The sequence below is a fragment of the Herbidospora sakaeratensis genome, assembly GCF_001570525.1.
Taxonomy (GTDB): domain Bacteria; phylum Actinomycetota; class Actinomycetes; order Streptosporangiales; family Streptosporangiaceae; genus Herbidospora; species Herbidospora sakaeratensis.
Map to the genome: position 1 here is coordinate 1 of NZ_BBXC01000011.1, position 15,124 is coordinate 15,124.

The window sequence follows — 15,124 nt, forward strand, 5'->3', positions numbered from 1 at the left end:
GCGCCGCTCAACTGGGCCCGCTCAGAGCTGCTGTCCCGCTGAGCTGGCGCTAAAAACCACCGATCCCACTACGACGCATATGCCGAAATATCGGGCGGCGAGAGCCGCCCGATTAGGAGCTAGACCTTCTGTACACCCCGCCCGGCGATGGCGTGGATATGCCGAAATTTCGGTCGGCCGCCCGACCCGGCGCGCTGAACCTTCGGATCACCTCGCACAAGAGTTGGCGTCGATATAACGAAATATCGGGCGGCTCTCGCGCACCCCAGCGCGCTGAACCCTTAGCTCATCCCGCACAGAAGATGGCGTCTAAACAGCACCGCGGGCATGCCAGCCGCTCAACTCACAACGCCGAACCTTCCACATCCCGCACAAGGGTGGCATGGATCTATCGAGACCTCGCGCGATGCCGGCCACCCGACTCAGCCCGCACATCCGGCCCAGGCGGTGGCGTAAATACAAGGAGTCTCAAGCGGCAAGCGCCGCCGGACCCCAGCCCTGGTCTCTCCGCTCCCCACAGAAGCGGTAACCCCGATGTGCCGAAATTTCGGGCGGCTCGCCACCCGAACACCCCTCCGCAGCTGCACACGAAGCCGCTTACGCAGATCAGGCTCGACCATCCGCTGAAGCCTGAACAGGCCACACGTAGATCTCGACGAAGCCCGATTAACCACTCGTGGCGAAACCGGCAGAAACTAGATCCCCGCCGTCAGCGGCGACATCAGCCGTCGGGCCGCCTCGGTGATCGAGCCCGACAGGGACGGATAGACCGCGAACGTGTGGGCCAGCTGGTCGACCGTCAGACGGTGCTGCACCGCCACCGACAGCGCCAGGATCAGTTCCGAAGCGCGCGGAGCGACGACCACCGCGCCGAGGATGATCCCCGTGTTGGGCCGGCAGAACATCTTGATGAAGCCGTCGTGGAAGCCCTGCATCTTCGCCCGCGCGTTGGTCGCCAGCGGCAGCTTCACGACCTTGGCGTCGACTTCCTTGTTCTCGACCTGCTTCTGGGTCACCCCCACCGCCGCGATCTCGGGGTCGGTGAAGATGTTGGAGGCCACCGTCGCGAGCCGGATCGGCTGGACGGCCTCACCCAGGGCGTGCCACACCGCGATGCGGCCCTGCATGGCGGCCACCGAGGCGAGCATCAGGACACCGGTGCAGTCGCCGGCGGCGTAGACGCCGGGAGCCGAGGTGCGGGAGACCTTGTCGACCTCGATGAAGCCGTTGCGGTCGAGGCGGACGCCGTTCTCCTCCAGGCCGATGCCCGACGTGTTGGGCACCATGCCGACCGTCATCAGGCAGTGGGTGCCCTCGGCGGTGCGGCCGTCTTCGAGGGTCACCACGACGCCGTCGGCGGTGCGCTTGACCGAGGAGGCGCGCGAGCGGCCCATCACGTTCATGCCGCGCCGCCGGTAGACCTCTTCGAGGACCTCGGCCGCGTCGGCGTCTTCGTTGGGCATCATGCGGTCGCGCGAGGAGACCAGGGTCACCTCGGAACCGAGCGACATGTAGGCGCCGGCGAACTCGGCGCCGGTCACGCCCGAGCCGACGACGATCAGCTTCTCGGGCAGCTCGTCGATGTCGTACATCTGCCGCCAGGTGAGGATGCGCTCCCCGTCGGGCTCGGCTCCCGGGAGGACCCGCGGGGTGGCGCCGGTGGCGACGATGACCACGTCGGCGCGGATGGTGCGGTCGCCGGCCCGGACGGTGCCGGGTTCAAGCAGGCGGCCCCGGCCCCGGACGACCTCGACGTTCTCGGCGGCCAGGCGGGCCGCGATGTCGGCCGACTGGGCGCGGGCCAGCTCCTTCACGCGGCGGTTCACGACGGCCATGTCGGCCACCGCGCCGCCGACGTCGCCGTCGGGGCCGCCGGTGAAGTGGACGCCGAGCGAGGTGCCGTCGACGAGGGCCTGCTTGCGGACCGAAGTCGCGATCATGGTCTTGGACGGGACGCAGTCGGTCAGCACGCACGCGCCGCCCGGCCCCTCGTCTTCGACCACGGTGACCCGGGCCCCGAGTTGGGCGGCGACCAGGGCCGCCTCGTATCCGCCGGGGCCGCCGCCGATGATCACGATCCTTGTCACATGTCCCATTCTCCCGCACCCGAAGAGGTGTAACGGCACGACTACGTGGAACCGCCACGGCCGGTCCCGCGGGCGATCTTGGTTTACTCTGATGCGGTGCCTGTATACGCCGCCTATGGCAGCAACATGGACCCGAAGCAGATGGCCGAGCGGGCGCCCCACTCGCCGATGAGGGGAACAGGCTGGCTGACCGGCTGGCGGCTGACCTTCGGCGGGGAGGACGTCGGCTGGGAGGGCCCGCTGGCCACCGTGGTCGAAGACGAGGGCTCGCAGGTCTTCGTCGTCCTCTACGACGTGCCCGAGTGGGACGAACCCTCGCTCGACCGCTGGACGGGCCTCGACCTCGGGCTCTACACCAAGATCCGGCTGCGGGTGGCCACGCTCGACGGCGACGTGCTGGCCTGGTTCTACGTGGTCGACTCCTACGAGGGCGGGCTTCCCGCGGCGCGTTATCTCGGCATCATCGCCGACGCCGCCGAGAAGGCGGGGGCACCTGATGACTACGTCCACGAACTGCGTGCCCGTCCCTGTAAGTCCCTCGGTGACTGACTTGTACGCTCAGGAGCGTGAGTAACGCATTTTCCCTGGCCGCCGACGCGGCGTCCGCGCTGCGCGCGAAAACGGGAGTCGACGCGTTCGACGTGGCTCTCGTCATGGGCTCCGGCTGGGTGCCGGCGGCCGACGCCATCGGTGCGCCCCTCGCCGAGTTCCCCTCGACCGACCTGCCCGGTTTCGCGCCCCCGGCCGTCGAGGGCCACGCGGGACGCATCCGGGCCGTCAAGGCGCCGAACGGGCAGCACGTCCTGATCTTCCTCGGCCGCACTCACCTCTACGAAGGGCTGGGCGTCGAGCCGGTCGTCCACGGGGTCCGGACCGCCTGCGCGGCCGGGGCCCGGGTGGTCGTGCTGACCAACGCCGCCGGCGGGTTGCGGCCGGAGACCCAGAACGTGGGCGACCCGGTCCTGATCAGCGACCACATCAACATGACCGGCGCGAACCCGCTGACCGGCGCGACCTTCCTCGACCTCACCGAGGTCTACTCCAAGCGGCTGCGCGCGCTCGCGCGGGAGGCCGACCCGTCGCTCGCCGAGGGGGTGTACGTCGCCTTCCGCGGTCCGACTTATGAGACTCCGGCCGAGATCCGCATGCTCCGCACCCTCGGTGGGGATCTGATCGGCATGTCGACTGTGCTGGAGGCCATCGCGGCCCGGCAGTGCGGCGCCGAGGTGCTGGCGCTGTCGCTGGTCACCAATCCGGGCGCCGGGCTCGTCGGGGAGCCGCTGAACCACGAGGAGGTCCTCGAGGTCGGCCGGGCCACCGCGCAGCGGATGGGCGGCCTGCTGAGCCAGGTCGTCGGCAAGCTCTGAGTTCGGGGACGGCGATGAACGATCTGACGACACGCGCGCGGGAGTGGCTCGGCCAGGACCCCGACCCGGCGACCCGGGCGGAACTGGAGTCGCTGCTCGATTCGGGCGACCACGACGGCCTGGCCGACCGGTTCGGCGCCAAGCTGGAGTTCGGCACGGCCGGCCTGCGCGGCGAACTGGGCGCGGGCCCCAACCGGATGAACCGGGTGACCGTGATGCGCGCGGCGGCCGGGCTGGCCGCCGTGCTGGGCCCGGGGCGTCACGTGGTCGTCGGGTACGACGCGCGGCACAACTCCGACGTGTTCGCGCGCGACACCGCCGCCGTCCTCACCGGCGCGGGCCTCACCGTGAGCCTGATGGGCGGCCTGTTCCCCACCCCGGTGCTGGCCTTCGCGGTCCGCCACCTGAAGGCCGACGCCGGGGTCATGGTGACGGCCTCGCACAACCCACCGCGCGACAACGGCTACAAGGTCTACTGGGGCGACGGCGCGCAGATCATCCCGCCGGTCGACTCGGAGATCTCCGCGGCGATCGACGCCGCCGGGCGGGTCGACGAGCTCCCGCTCGGCGAGGGGTGGGCGACCCTGTCGGCCCGCGACATCCTCACCCCCTATCTCGAGGCGGTGACCGCGCTGCCGCTGGGGGCGGCGCGCGACCTGCGGGTGGCGTACACGCCGCTGCACGGGGTCGGCGGGACCACGCTGGGGCAGGCGTTCATGCTGGCCGGGTTCACCTCGCCGATGAGCGTGGGGGCCCAGTCGAGGCCCGATCCCGACTTCCCGACGGTGGCGTTCCCGAACCCGGAGGAGCCGGGGGCCATGGACCTGGCCCTCGAACTGGCCTCGGCCTCGGCGGTCAGCGCCGATCTGGTGATCGCCAACGACCCCGACGCCGACCGCTGCGCCGTGGGCGCGCGCCAGGCCGACGGCGTGTTCCGGATGCTGACGGGCGACGAGGTCGGCGGGCTGCTGGCCGAGCACGTGCTGCGCTCGACGAGCGCTCCCGACCGGCTGGTGGCCACCACGATCGTCTCGTCGTCTCTCCTGGGGAGGATCGCCGAGGCCCATGGTGTACGGCACCGCGAGACCCTCACCGGCTTCAAGTGGATCATGAAGGCGGGCGGCGGGCTGGTCTTCGGCTACGAGGAGGCGCTGGGATACAGCGTCGGCTCCGACGAGGGCCTGCCCGTCCACGACAAAGACGGCATCGGGGCGGCGCTGACCGTCGCGGCCATCGCCGCCGAGGCCAAGCAGCGCGGCCTGAGCCTGATCGACCTGCTCGACGACCAGGCCGTCCGCTACGGCCTGCACGCCACCAGCCAGTTGTCCTTCCGCGTCGACGACCTGGCCCAGATCACCGACGCGATGGCGCGGCTGCGGGCCAAGCCGCCGGCGAGCCTGGGCGGCCGGACCGTCGAGTCGATCGACGACCTGGCGGAGGGCTCCCCCGACCTGCCCCCGACCGACGGCCTGCGCTACCGGCTGTCGGGCGGCGGCCGGGTGGTGGTCCGGCCGAGCGGCACCGAACCGAAGCTGAAGTGCTACCTCGAACTGGTGCTCCCGGTCACCGAGATCGCCGAGACCCGGTCGGCCGCCGCCGGCCAGATCGAGGCGCTCAAGGCCGACCTGCGCGCGGTCCTGGCCCTCTAGACCTCTAGACCACGACGAGCGTCACCACGACCAGCACGAGGAACGCCGCCGTCGCCGCCAGCGAGTCGACCGCCCATTTCACGGTCGGCTCGCCGGTCGACTCGCGTTTCCTGACGGTGGCGAGCTCCTTGATCTCGTCGGCCACCCAGTCGGCGTGGGTGCGGCCGGCCATGGCCTCGCGGGCGGCCCTCTCGCCCTTGGTCAGGGTCGGCTCGGACGTCGGGTAGCGCCCGCGCTTGACCTGCCGGTTCTGCTGCCGCAGGCTCTTGGCGCGCTCGCGCGCGGTCGGCATCGGCGTCCAGCAGCGCACGGTCAGCTCGCCGGCCGTGATGGTGATCGCGCCGGTCACGGTGACGTCGTCGATGGACGACCACGGCAGGTAGGCGGTGCGGAAGGGGTTGCGGATCCGCACGCCGCCCTGCTCGGTGATCGTCGCCGGCCGCAGCGCCAGGAAGTAGGTCATCCACGTGACGAAACCGAGGACGGCCCCCACCACCAGCGCCGACGGCAGCCTCCCCCGCACGATCAGGTCGACGGTGTTGGCGGCGACGAACACCAGCCAGGCCCAGCCGAAGAACCAGGCCGTCTTCGAACGGAAGGTCATGCGCGCCACTTCAACTGCGCGAACCCCGGCTTGATGACGCCGTTGATCAGCGCCAGCCGGTCGTCGAAGGGGATGAACGCCGACTTCATCGCGTTGACGGTGAACCACTGGAGGTCGTCCCAGCCGTAGCCGAAGGCCTCGACGAGCTGGGCGAACTCCTTGCTGACGGTGGTGCCGCTCATCAGCCGGTTGTCGGTGTTGACGGTGACCCGGAACTGGAGGCGGCGCAGCAGCCCGATCGGGTGGTCGGCGATCGACTCGGCCGCCCCGGTCTGGATGTTGGACGTCGGGCACATCTCCAGCGGGATCCGCTTGTCGCGGACGTAGGCGGCCAGCCTGCCCAGCTTGGCGTCCTCCCCCGAGACGGTGATGTCGTCGATGATCCGCACCCCGTGGCCGAGCCGGTCGGCCCCGCACCACTGGATGGCCTGCCAGATCGACGGCAGCCCGAAGCCCTCACCGGCGTGGATGGTGAAGTGGGCGTTCTCGCGCTGGAGGTACTCGAAGGCGTCGATGTGCCGCGTGGGCGGGTAGCCGGCCTCGGCCCCGGCGATGTCGAAGCCGACCACGCCGACGTCGCGGTAGCGCACCGCCAGCTCGGCGATCTCCATCGAGCGGGCCTGGTGGCGCATCGCCGTGAGCAGCGCGCCGACGCGGATGCCCCGTCCCCGCGACCCGATCCTGAACCCCTCGTTGACCGCCTGGACGATCTCGTCGAGGGACAACCCGCGCTCGGTGTGCTGCTCGGGGGCGTAGCGGACCTCGGCGTAGACCACTCCGTCGTTCGCGAGATCCTCCGCGCACTCCGCGGCCACCCTGACGAGCGCCTCACGGGTCTGCATGACGCCCACGGTGTGGGCGAAGGTCTCCAGATAGCGCTCCAGCGACCCGGAGTCGGCCGACGCGCGGAACCACGCGTCGAGCTCGGCCGGGTCGGTGGAGGGCAGTTTGTCGTAGCCGGTCTCGCGGGCCAGCTCGATGATCGTTTCCGTGCGCAGGCCCCCGTCGAGGTGATCGTGGAGGAGCACCTTGGGGGCCTGGCGGATCTGCTCAAAAGTGGGCAGGCTCATGGGGGCATAGTAGCGTCACCTGCGCAAATATGATCTGCTACACGGTCTCCAGAACCTGTTCCGCAGCGGGTGTACGCCGCCTCCTCCCGGCCACCACCCCGGTGATCGAGATCCCCAGCCCGATCAGCGCGAAGACGGCCGAGATGACGATCGCGGCGCGCGTCGACCCCAGCGGGTCGCCGCCCCCGGCGCCCGAGGTGAGGGTGGCCGTCACGATGGCCAGCACGACCGCCCCGCCGACCTGGCCCGAGGTGTTGATGAGCCCCGACGCGAGCCCCTGTTCCGCGTCGGCGACCCCGTTGGTGCCCTGGATGTTGAGTGAGGGGAAGGCCAGCGCGAACGCGCCGCCGAGCAGCAGCATCCCCGGGATGACCAGCCAGAGCGACGGGTTCAGGTCGATGTTGAGGAAGACCAGGTAGGCGAGCACCAGCGACACCGACCCGGCCAGCACGATCTTCTCGGTGCCGAACCGGTCGGCCAGCGACCCGACCCTGGTCGAGAACAGCGCGACGAGCAGCCCGGCGGGCAGGAAGGCGAGCGAGGTGGCCAGCGCCGACCAGCCGAGCATGTTCTGGAAGTACTGCATGGCGACGAACTGGAAGCCGACGTACGAGCCGAAGAGGATGACGAGCCCGAGGTTGGCCCGGCGCAGCGGCGCCGAGCGCAGGATGCCCAAGCGCACCAGCGGGTGCTTGGTGCGCAGCTCCCACCAGACGAACAGGGCCAGCAGCACCGCGGCGGCGAGCCCGGTGGCGACGGTGCGTCCGACGGCCACTTCGGGGGCCTCGACGACGGTGTAGACGAGCAGCAGCATGCCCGAGGTGATGGTGAGCGCGCCGAAGAGGTCGTAGCCGCCCTGGCCGCGCTCCTCCGAGCGGGGCAGCAGGCGGGCCCCGGCGATCAGGGCCGCGATGGCGACCGGCACGGGCATCAGGAAGGTCCACCGCCAGCCGAGTTCGGTCAGCAGGCCCGACAGGATCAGGCCGAGGGAGAAGCCGCTGGCCGCGCAGGCGGTGAAGATGCTCAGGGCCTTGTTGCGCGCGGGCCCTTCGGCGAAGGTCGTGGTGATGATCGACAGTGCGGCCGGCGCGGTGAAGGCGGCCGACATGCCCTTGACGAACCGGGCCGCGATCAGCAGGGCCCCGTTGTCGACGACGCCGCCGAGCAGTGAGGCGACGGCGAACACGGCCAGCGCGACAAGCAGGACCCGGCGTCGTCCCAGCAGATCGGCGGTCCGTCCGCCGAGGAGCAGCAGGCCGCCGTAACCGAGGACGTACCCGCTCACCACCCACTGGAGCGCCGAGGTCGACATGCCGAGTTCGGCCTGGATGGACGGCAGCGCGACGCCGACCATCGAAACGTCGAGACCGTCGAGGAAGACGACGGTGCAGAGCACGATGAGGACGCCCCAAAGGGAGGCCCCCCAGCGGCCCTCACGAGTAGACATCATGGATGGGGACGTTACATGCACATGCATTCAATGCACAAGCATTTAATGCGTTTGCATAAGCTTGTCCGGGCTGCTATGGTGCCGCGCAAGGAGATCAGGGGTGCACGATGACCGACAACGAGGTGCTGTCCACCTGGCGTGAGTTGTCCGCCAGGCACGCCGCGATCGTCTCCGACCTCGAGCGGGAGCTGCAGGACCGGCACGAGCTCGGCGTCAGCGAGTTCGAGGTGCTCGACCGTCTGGTCGAGGGCGTCTGCCTGAGCGCCGACGGGAAGTTCCGGGTGCAGGAGCTGGCGGCCGGGGTCCACCTGAGCCAGAGCGCGCTGTCCCGCCTGATCGCCCGCTTGGAGAAGGCCGGGTTCGTGCTCCGCTCGATGTGCGCCGACGACCGCCGGGGCGTCTTCGTGACGCTGACCGACGCCGGCCGCGTCCGCCACTCCGAGGCGCTGCCGACGCAGCGCCGGGTGCTGCGCGCCCACTTGGCCGCCACCCCCCACGGGTGAATTCGGCCCGCACATAAGGGAAAGTAACTTTCAAACGCACGCGAAGATGCACGTGCAGCGCAAAATGCCCACCTTGGGTAATTCGGTGCATTGCGCGACCGATCGTTGATCGGGCAAAATTCTTTTCGGTTTCGGCGCGCTTCTGAAGGTGCCGGTGGGGAGCCTGACAATCCCTATGGCGGAAAGGAGGCCCGGCCCCGTGCGCGGCTGGACGCCCCTAATTGATGATCGAACACCCGTGAGCCCCGCAGGACGGGTCCAACCCGGGCCCTTCCAGGACGACTTCGGCAACCCATTACACGGCCTTTACGCCGGACAACGGGCGGAAAGCGAGTTCGGCGCCTGGACCCGGTTACTGGCTGTCTGGCACGGATACCGGATCTGGGATTTCACCGGACCCGCCATGAATGGATTCAGAAGTTCTCTAGTGAGCCCGTGGAACGAGATCCTTTCACAGGGGTTACTAAGAGATCTCGCCGACCCGTCTCCTTACGACGGAGCCGCATGGAGTGAACGCTGGATCGCCGGCGCCCTGCTCTCCGGGCGCAAGCCGTTCGGCCGGTTCACGCTTCCCCTCGACGAGGCCCAGGCGTGGTGCATCCGGGCCCGGAGAGTGGGGCTGGAGTATCACCGCGAACGCGTCGACGGCAACGCCCTGCACATCACCGCGGGCCGCGAGGAGACGTACGGGGAACTGTTCGAACTCGACGCGCTCGTCGCCTACTACCGCGACGTGCTGCCCCCCGAAGCGGCCGAGACGGCCGCGTGGGGCCTGCTGTCGCACCGCAAGGAATCACCCGCCAACCACACCTTCGCCGGCATGGACGCCTTCACCGAGCTCCCCAGGGCCGTGCGCGGCCTGACCCTCGGCTACCCGCCGCTGGCCACCGCCCGCCGGATCCTCCTGGAGAGCGGCGGCGAGAACGAGATCGAGTTCCCCGACGTGCCGCTCGACGCCCCCCGACCCGAGACGGTCCCGCCCGACGACGTGCCCGGCTGCGACCACGACCACCCCGTGCCCCGCTTCGAGAACCACGACGACCTGGTCAAGGCGTGTGAGCCGCTCACCGACCTGGTGTCCTACTACTGGCAGCTCGACCGCGAGTTGTCGATGTTCGCGCCGCGCATCTCGGGCGTCTACCTGGCCGACTATCCCGAAGCCCTGATCGCCGCGTTCGAGGCGCACGCCCGTGCGGCCTCCACCGACCGCTATCCGCGCGCCGAGGCCGTCTTCGCGCACCTGTGCTGCGTGCTGCGGCATCTGGGGCGCGAGCCCGAGGACCTGCTGCGCGGGCTCAGACCGCCATCACTGCGAGCGCCCGGTCCAGGGCCGCTCGACCGCCTTCGGGGTCGTCGCACCGGATCCTGAGGTCGGCGACCCGCATCCACATCGCCGAGGCGCGCTCGCGGGAGGTCATCGTCTCCCAGCGCTCGGCGGCGGCCACGAGGGCCTGTTCGGCCTCCCAGGTCTCGCCGAGCCGCAGGTGCGCCTCGGCGATGACCTCGGAGGCGTGGACGTGCAGCAGCGCGGCGGTCTCCCCGACGGCCTTGACGACCTCGTTGGCGCGGTCGATCGCCTGGTGCGGATCGCCCCTGACGATGTCGGCGCGGGCCAGCGCGAGGGCGCAGAACCCCCGGTCGACGATCCCGGCCGCCGCGTCGGTCAGCTCGGCCTGGGCGCGGCTCAGGACCGGGAAGAGCTCCTCCACCGTCGCCGCGTCGGCCCTGATGAGTTCCCCGGCCATGGTCGCCCGCAGCCGGGCCAGGCCGAGCGGGTCGTGGTAGCCCGCGCCATACAGAGATAGGGCCTGCTCGAAAAGGCCCCGGGCGGTCGGCGCTAATCCCGACCTCGCCGCCGCGATTCCGTTCTGCCAAGCGACCGAAATACGCCCGCGGGGCTCGCCGAGCTCGATTGCGGCACTCGTCAGCTCGCTCAGCAGCAGATGCAATCGCAGATGCGAACCATGTCCGTGTTCTTCCGGATGAGCGTGCAGGTCGACCTGCTCTCCGTACGTGGCGACCAGGGCGCATCCGAGCTCGATCACGCTGGAGGTCCAGCCGGCCGCGCCGATCTCGCGGTCGAGCGCGCTCTCGCCGACGGCCACGCTGGCCGAAATGTCACCCGCTTCGAGGTGGCAGCGGCAGAGCACGGTCGCCAGCCGGACGCGGTAGTCGACGAACTGCGTCCAGTGCCCGCTCGACCGGGCCAGCGACTCGGAGGGCTCGTCGAGGTGGGAGTCGAGCAGCCGCGTCACGCGGGTGATCACCTGGGGCAGGTCGCCCTCGCGTTCGGCCGCCTGGGCCTGGCCGAGCTCGGCCTGCCGCCAGAGGTCGGGGACCATGCCCAGCGACGGCTGCCGGAGCAGCGCCGCGTAGCGGTCTCTCGCCTCGGGGAACCGGCCTTCGGCCAGTGCGCCGCCCGCCTTGGCCGCTTCGGCCCGCAGGCCCGCGATCGTGTGCGGGTCAAGTCCGTCGGTCAACCACAGGGGGGAGCATTGGAGCCCTCGCGCGATGATCCTGATCATGGCCGCGGTCGGTTCGAGGTCTCCGCTTTCAATCCGTTCGATCGAGTCGGCATCCAGTTCGGACGTCACTTGGAATGGCAACAACCCTCTCTGCAGGCGAGCGGCTCGAACGCGTTGAGCGATCTTCTCGGGCACTGTGCTCCTCGCCTAACACGGTGCGTAAATCGACGCCTCGATCAAGTGCGTCAAACGGAGCATAGACGTGACAGAGCAACTTGACCACCAGCAAACGTGTTCACGGGACTAATCAGTGCAGGTTTCTCAGGTCATGCCCATCTCGTCTGGGCCGAAAGCCTGGTTACGGACGGCGGATACCCGCCCACTGCGGCACTGATCTGGGCGCCTCCCCGGGACGGGCCCCATTTGTGTCAGGTTTCCTGACACGATTATCGAGACGAATGTTTGCATACTGGCCGAATTCGTGTTATTTGGTCGCACGTGGATCATTACACGGTCATTGACAAAGATTTGACAAGCCGTCCGCATCGAATGCGGGATGTGGACGGACGGGCGTTCCTCGCGTCCCTCCGGACGGCCGCCGTGACCCGCGTGGAGGCGGGCGAGCGGGTCGCCCAGGTGAGCCGGAACATGGGTGTGTCCCGATCCTCGGTCTACGAATGGCTGCGCCAGGCCCGCTCCGGGCCGGAGAAGCTGCAGGCCAGCCCTCTGCAGGGACGGCCGTCGGCGTTGTCGCCCGACGGGCTGCACGAACTGGCGGCCGCGCTGCTGGCCGGCCCGGAGTCAGCGGGCTTGACAGGACGGTTGTGGACGCGGGAACTCGTAAACGAGCTCGTCTCGCGTGACCACGGCGTCTCGCTGACGCTCACCAGCATCGGGCGTCTGCTGCGTTCACTCGGTTTATGGCCGCGGCACTCTCTCGTCACGTGGCCCGACGGTTCGGCCCGTTTGTGGAAACAGCGTTACGCGTACATAAAAGAGAAAGCACGGGAACAGGACGCGCTTCTGATGCGCGGGGGACTCGTCGACGTCGGCGCGCTCCTCCCCCGATCGTCGGCCCCGGCCGCGCCTTTCGGCTTCCACCTCGCCTACGCGCTGATCCCCGGCGGGCCGCTGATGTTCCGCGCCTATTCCGGGCCCGCGAGCGCGGCGACGTTCCTCGACTTCGCCGCCGGGCTGGTGGCCGAGACCGGCCGTCCCACCTGCCTCATCACGGCCGGCCATCCCGTCTTCGACCTCGAAGAGTGCGCGCGTGGCCTGGCCGGGCTGCCGCTGACCGTCTGGGTGCGCGGCGACGGCGACGCCCGCGAGATCCGGCCGGGGCCCGCGCCGGCCACCGCCTCGGCGCCCGACCTGCGGCCCGCCGTGCTCGGCGGGCCGTCCACCGGCCTGTGGACGATGGAGCGCCTGGCCGGCCGGCTGGGCGCGCTTTTCGGTCATCCGGTCAGTACCGGCGACGTCGAAGTCCTGTTGTCCGCGCAGAACCTGTGGCCCGAGGGGCCGCTGCCGCCCGCGCTGCCGCCGGGGTCGCCCGCCGTCGGCCGCTGGTGCCACGACGTGCTGCCGCTGTTCCAGGCCGACGCGGGGGCGGGCGCGGTCGTGCGCTTCGTCCAGGAGGTGCCGCTGCCCGGCGGCCGCACCCTCCTGCTCGCCGTCTCCCCCGGCCACGACCGCCGCTTCGCCTGGTACGAGGAGGCCCGCTACCAGGGCCGCATGCGCGCCTCGACGCTGGCCGACTTCACCCGGCGGCTCCGCGAGGACACCGAAGAGCCGTTGTGCCTGGTCGTCACCGACGACTCCGGCTGGCACTCCCGCGACCTCGACGCCACCGCCACGACGGTCGGCGACGCCTTCTACTGCACCTGGGCCGACGGGTGCGGCGAACGCGTCTGGCGGGTGCCCGAACGCGACCCCGTCCAGGCGCTCTGCCGCCGCCACTACCACCAGGGCCGAGGGCCCGCCCCCGACGGGACCGCCTCACTGGAGATGGAGCACCCCCCGCGCGGCCCGATCGGCACGGCCGACCGCCAGGTGCGGATCGCCGCCGCCCGGGAACGCGCCCGTGAGCGACCCCTGTCGGCGGGAGGCCGGTTGCGCGAGCTCGTCCTGGCGGGCCCGCCCGCCCTGCTGACCATGCGGACCCTCACCGCCCTGCTGGGCCGCGCCTACGGCCGCCCCGTGGACGCCGACCGGGCGCTCGCCGTGTTGCGCGACGAAGGGTTGTGGCCCGAGGACCTCCCCACGGTCGAGCCCGGCCGCTGGGAGCACGAGACGCTGCCCCTCCACCTCGCGCACGCGGGCGCCGGCGCGGCCGTCCGGTTCGTCGCCGAGGCGCGCCTCGGGGGCGACCTGAGCCTCCTGGTCGCGCTCGACCGCGCCGGGGAGACCCGGTTCGCCTGGTATCCGCAGGCGCGTTACCGGGGGCGGATGCGCGCGACCACGCTCGTCTCCTTCGCCGGACTGCTGCTCGACGACGCCAACGGGCCGCTCTGCCTGGTCGCCGCCGACGAGGGCGGGTGGAAGTCGAAGGAGCTGGCCGCCGCGCTGGCCCGGCGGCCCGTCCTGGTCGTCGCGGCCGGGGTGCCCTACCTGTGCGTCTGGCCGACCGGGTGCGGCAACCGCGCCGTCATGGGCGACCAGTGCCGCACCCACGCGCGCCGGTCGCGGCGGCTGGCCGTCCACGGGGCGCGCTCAGGGCCTCTCCTGGACGCCGTGCGCGCCGCGTCGGCCGACCTCGCCTCCGCCCGCGGGGCGGGCGAGACGGCCCGGGAGGGGTTGCGGGCGGCGCTGACCGCCCTGCACGCGGCCGGGGCCCGCGACGCCGCTCTGGTCGCCGCCTGGACGGGACTGCCGGAGCACGAGATCCCCTTCGTGTCGGAACCGCTCGACCGCGAGCACGTGGAGGCGCTGCGCGCGTGCGTGCGGACCGGGGTGACCAGCCTGGCCGTCCTCGTGCGGGTGAGCGGGCTGCCCGAAGGGCGGGTCAGGGCGCTCCGGCGGGAGGTGCGGCTGCGGGCGCGGGCCCAGGAGGCCGCGTCGCTGGCGCGGATCGCCGACTCCGCCGCCGCCCTCCGCGACCGGCGGGACGAGCACGGCGACGCCGTCCGCCGCGCCTGGCGCGAGGGGCACCGCACGGTGACGACGATGTGCGAGGTGGCGCGGATCAGCCCGTACACGCTGGCCCGGATCCTCGAAGGGCTCGGCGCCGACCTGCTGCTGCCGCCGCGCGGCCCCGGCAGGGGCGCGCTGGCCGAGGTGGCCCGCGCCGCGGTCCGGCTCGGCGAGGCGCGGGCGGCCCGCGACGACGAGGTCCGCGCGGCGCTCCGCGCCGGGGTCAACGTCGTCGGCCTGCTCGCGGAGGCCGGCGGGATGACCCAGGCCCGGGTGCGGCGGCTGCGGCCCGACCCCACCCGCGAGACGGCCCTGGCGGCCCTCGCGGCGAGCCGGGCCGAACTGGACCGGCGGACGGCGGGCCTGGCGCGGGCCTGCCGTCCGCTGCTGGACCGGGTGGCCGGGAGGCTGGCCGCCGTCGCCGAGGCCGCTCACGCCGAGGCGCTGGCCACCGTCGCCCGCGACGCGGCCGTGCGGGCGGCCTGGGCGGGCGGAGTCGGCGACCCGGCCGTGCTGGCCGTCTGCGCGGGCACCGACTCCCGCACGGTCACGGCGTTGGTCGGCGCGGCAGCGGCAGCGGACGTCCCGGGTGCTTCTTCGCATACCAGGACGTGAGCAGCTTCTCCACCGCGACCAGATGGAAGTTGAGCTGGTCGAACAGTTCCCGCACGTCGTCGTCGGAGGCCGTCAGCCGGAAGGAGTCGACCAGGGTGGTGATGGAGTCGGGGTCGGCGTAGGGACGACGGCCGGCGCGTTCGGCCCGTTCGTCCTCGAACGGGCTGAAGATCGAGTGCGTCATG

The 15,124-nt window shown here is 71.2% G+C and carries 12 protein-coding genes; 6 read left to right on the top strand and 6 right to left on the bottom strand.

Annotation, left to right across the window (positions count from 1 at the left end):
* Nucleotides 1-695 precede the first annotated feature (695 nt).
* Nucleotides 696-2,087, bottom strand: coding sequence for an NAD(P)H-quinone dehydrogenase (locus tag AW271_RS15990; RefSeq protein ID WP_062337554.1), 1,392 nt, complete (start codon nt 2,085-2,087; stop codon nt 696-698).
* A 96-nt stretch (nt 2,088-2,183) separates the two neighbouring features.
* Between AW271_RS15990 and AW271_RS15995 the strand changes: the two genes are divergently transcribed.
* Genes AW271_RS15995 through AW271_RS16005 form a run of 3 tightly spaced genes read left to right on the top strand, consistent with a single transcriptional unit; the run spans nt 2,184 to nt 5,103 of the window.
* Nucleotides 2,184-2,636 carry a gamma-glutamylcyclotransferase family protein gene (locus tag AW271_RS15995; protein ID WP_083976717.1) on the top strand — a complete coding sequence of 151 codons (453 nt, stop codon included), beginning with the start codon at nt 2,184-2,186 and terminating at the stop codon, nt 2,634-2,636.
* A 17-nt stretch (nt 2,637-2,653) separates the two neighbouring features.
* On the top strand, nt 2,654-3,454 hold the full coding sequence (locus AW271_RS16000) for a purine-nucleoside phosphorylase (RefSeq protein WP_062337557.1): 801 nt from the start codon (nt 2,654-2,656) through the stop codon (nt 3,452-3,454).
* Nucleotides 3,455-3,468: 14 nt separating this feature from the next.
* Nucleotides 3,469-5,103, top strand: coding sequence for a phospho-sugar mutase (locus AW271_RS16005; RefSeq protein WP_062337558.1), 1,635 nt, complete (start codon nt 3,469-3,471; stop codon nt 5,101-5,103).
* Between the two features lie 4 nt (nt 5,104-5,107).
* Here the strand turns inward: AW271_RS16005 and AW271_RS16010 are convergent, their stop codons facing one another.
* From AW271_RS16010 to AW271_RS16020, 3 genes are read right to left on the bottom strand one after another with little or no spacing between them, the layout of a single operon-like run.
* On the bottom strand, nt 5,108-5,707 hold the full coding sequence (locus AW271_RS16010; protein WP_157554231.1) for a PH domain-containing protein: 600 nt from the start codon (nt 5,705-5,707) through the stop codon (nt 5,108-5,110).
* On the bottom strand, nt 5,704-6,777 hold the full coding sequence (locus AW271_RS16015) for an adenosine deaminase (protein WP_062337562.1): 1,074 nt from the start codon (nt 6,775-6,777) through the stop codon (nt 5,704-5,706). Before AW271_RS16015 ends, AW271_RS16010 begins: the two co-directional genes overlap by 4 nt.
* A 37-nt stretch (nt 6,778-6,814) precedes the next feature.
* Nucleotides 6,815-8,227, bottom strand: coding sequence for an MFS transporter (locus tag AW271_RS16020; RefSeq protein WP_245653073.1), 1,413 nt, complete (start codon nt 8,225-8,227; stop codon nt 6,815-6,817).
* Between the two features lie 107 nt (nt 8,228-8,334).
* On the opposite strand from AW271_RS16020, the gene AW271_RS16025 reads away from it, so the two are divergent.
* The gene (locus tag AW271_RS16025) at nt 8,335-8,730 is read left to right on the top strand and encodes a MarR family winged helix-turn-helix transcriptional regulator (RefSeq protein ID WP_062337565.1); all 396 of its coding nucleotides are present in this window, start codon (nt 8,335-8,337) and stop codon (nt 8,728-8,730) included.
* 427 nt (nt 8,731-9,157) lie between these two features.
* Nucleotides 9,158-10,099, top strand: coding sequence for a hypothetical protein (locus AW271_RS16030; RefSeq protein WP_157554233.1), 942 nt, complete (start codon nt 9,158-9,160; stop codon nt 10,097-10,099).
* Here AW271_RS16030 and AW271_RS16035 read toward each other — a convergent pair.
* The gene (locus AW271_RS16035) at nt 10,026-11,210 is read right to left on the bottom strand and encodes a hypothetical protein (RefSeq protein WP_157554235.1); all 1,185 of its coding nucleotides are present in this window, start codon (nt 11,208-11,210) and stop codon (nt 10,026-10,028) included. The two genes, AW271_RS16030 and AW271_RS16035, sit on opposite strands and share 74 nt — an antisense overlap.
* 543 nt (nt 11,211-11,753) lie before the next feature.
* On the opposite strand from AW271_RS16035, the gene AW271_RS16040 reads away from it, so the two are divergent.
* Nucleotides 11,754-14,939, top strand: a complete 3,186-nt coding sequence (locus AW271_RS16040; RefSeq protein WP_062337572.1) for a helix-turn-helix domain-containing protein — start codon at nt 11,754-11,756, stop codon at nt 14,937-14,939.
* Here the strand turns inward: AW271_RS16040 and AW271_RS39730 are convergent.
* Complete coding sequence (locus tag AW271_RS39730) at nt 14,872-15,123, bottom strand: hypothetical protein (RefSeq protein ID WP_157554237.1); 252 nt, start codon at nt 15,121-15,123, stop codon at nt 14,872-14,874. The two genes, AW271_RS16040 and AW271_RS39730, sit on opposite strands and share 68 nt — an antisense overlap.
* Nucleotide 15,124: the final 1 nt, after the last annotated feature.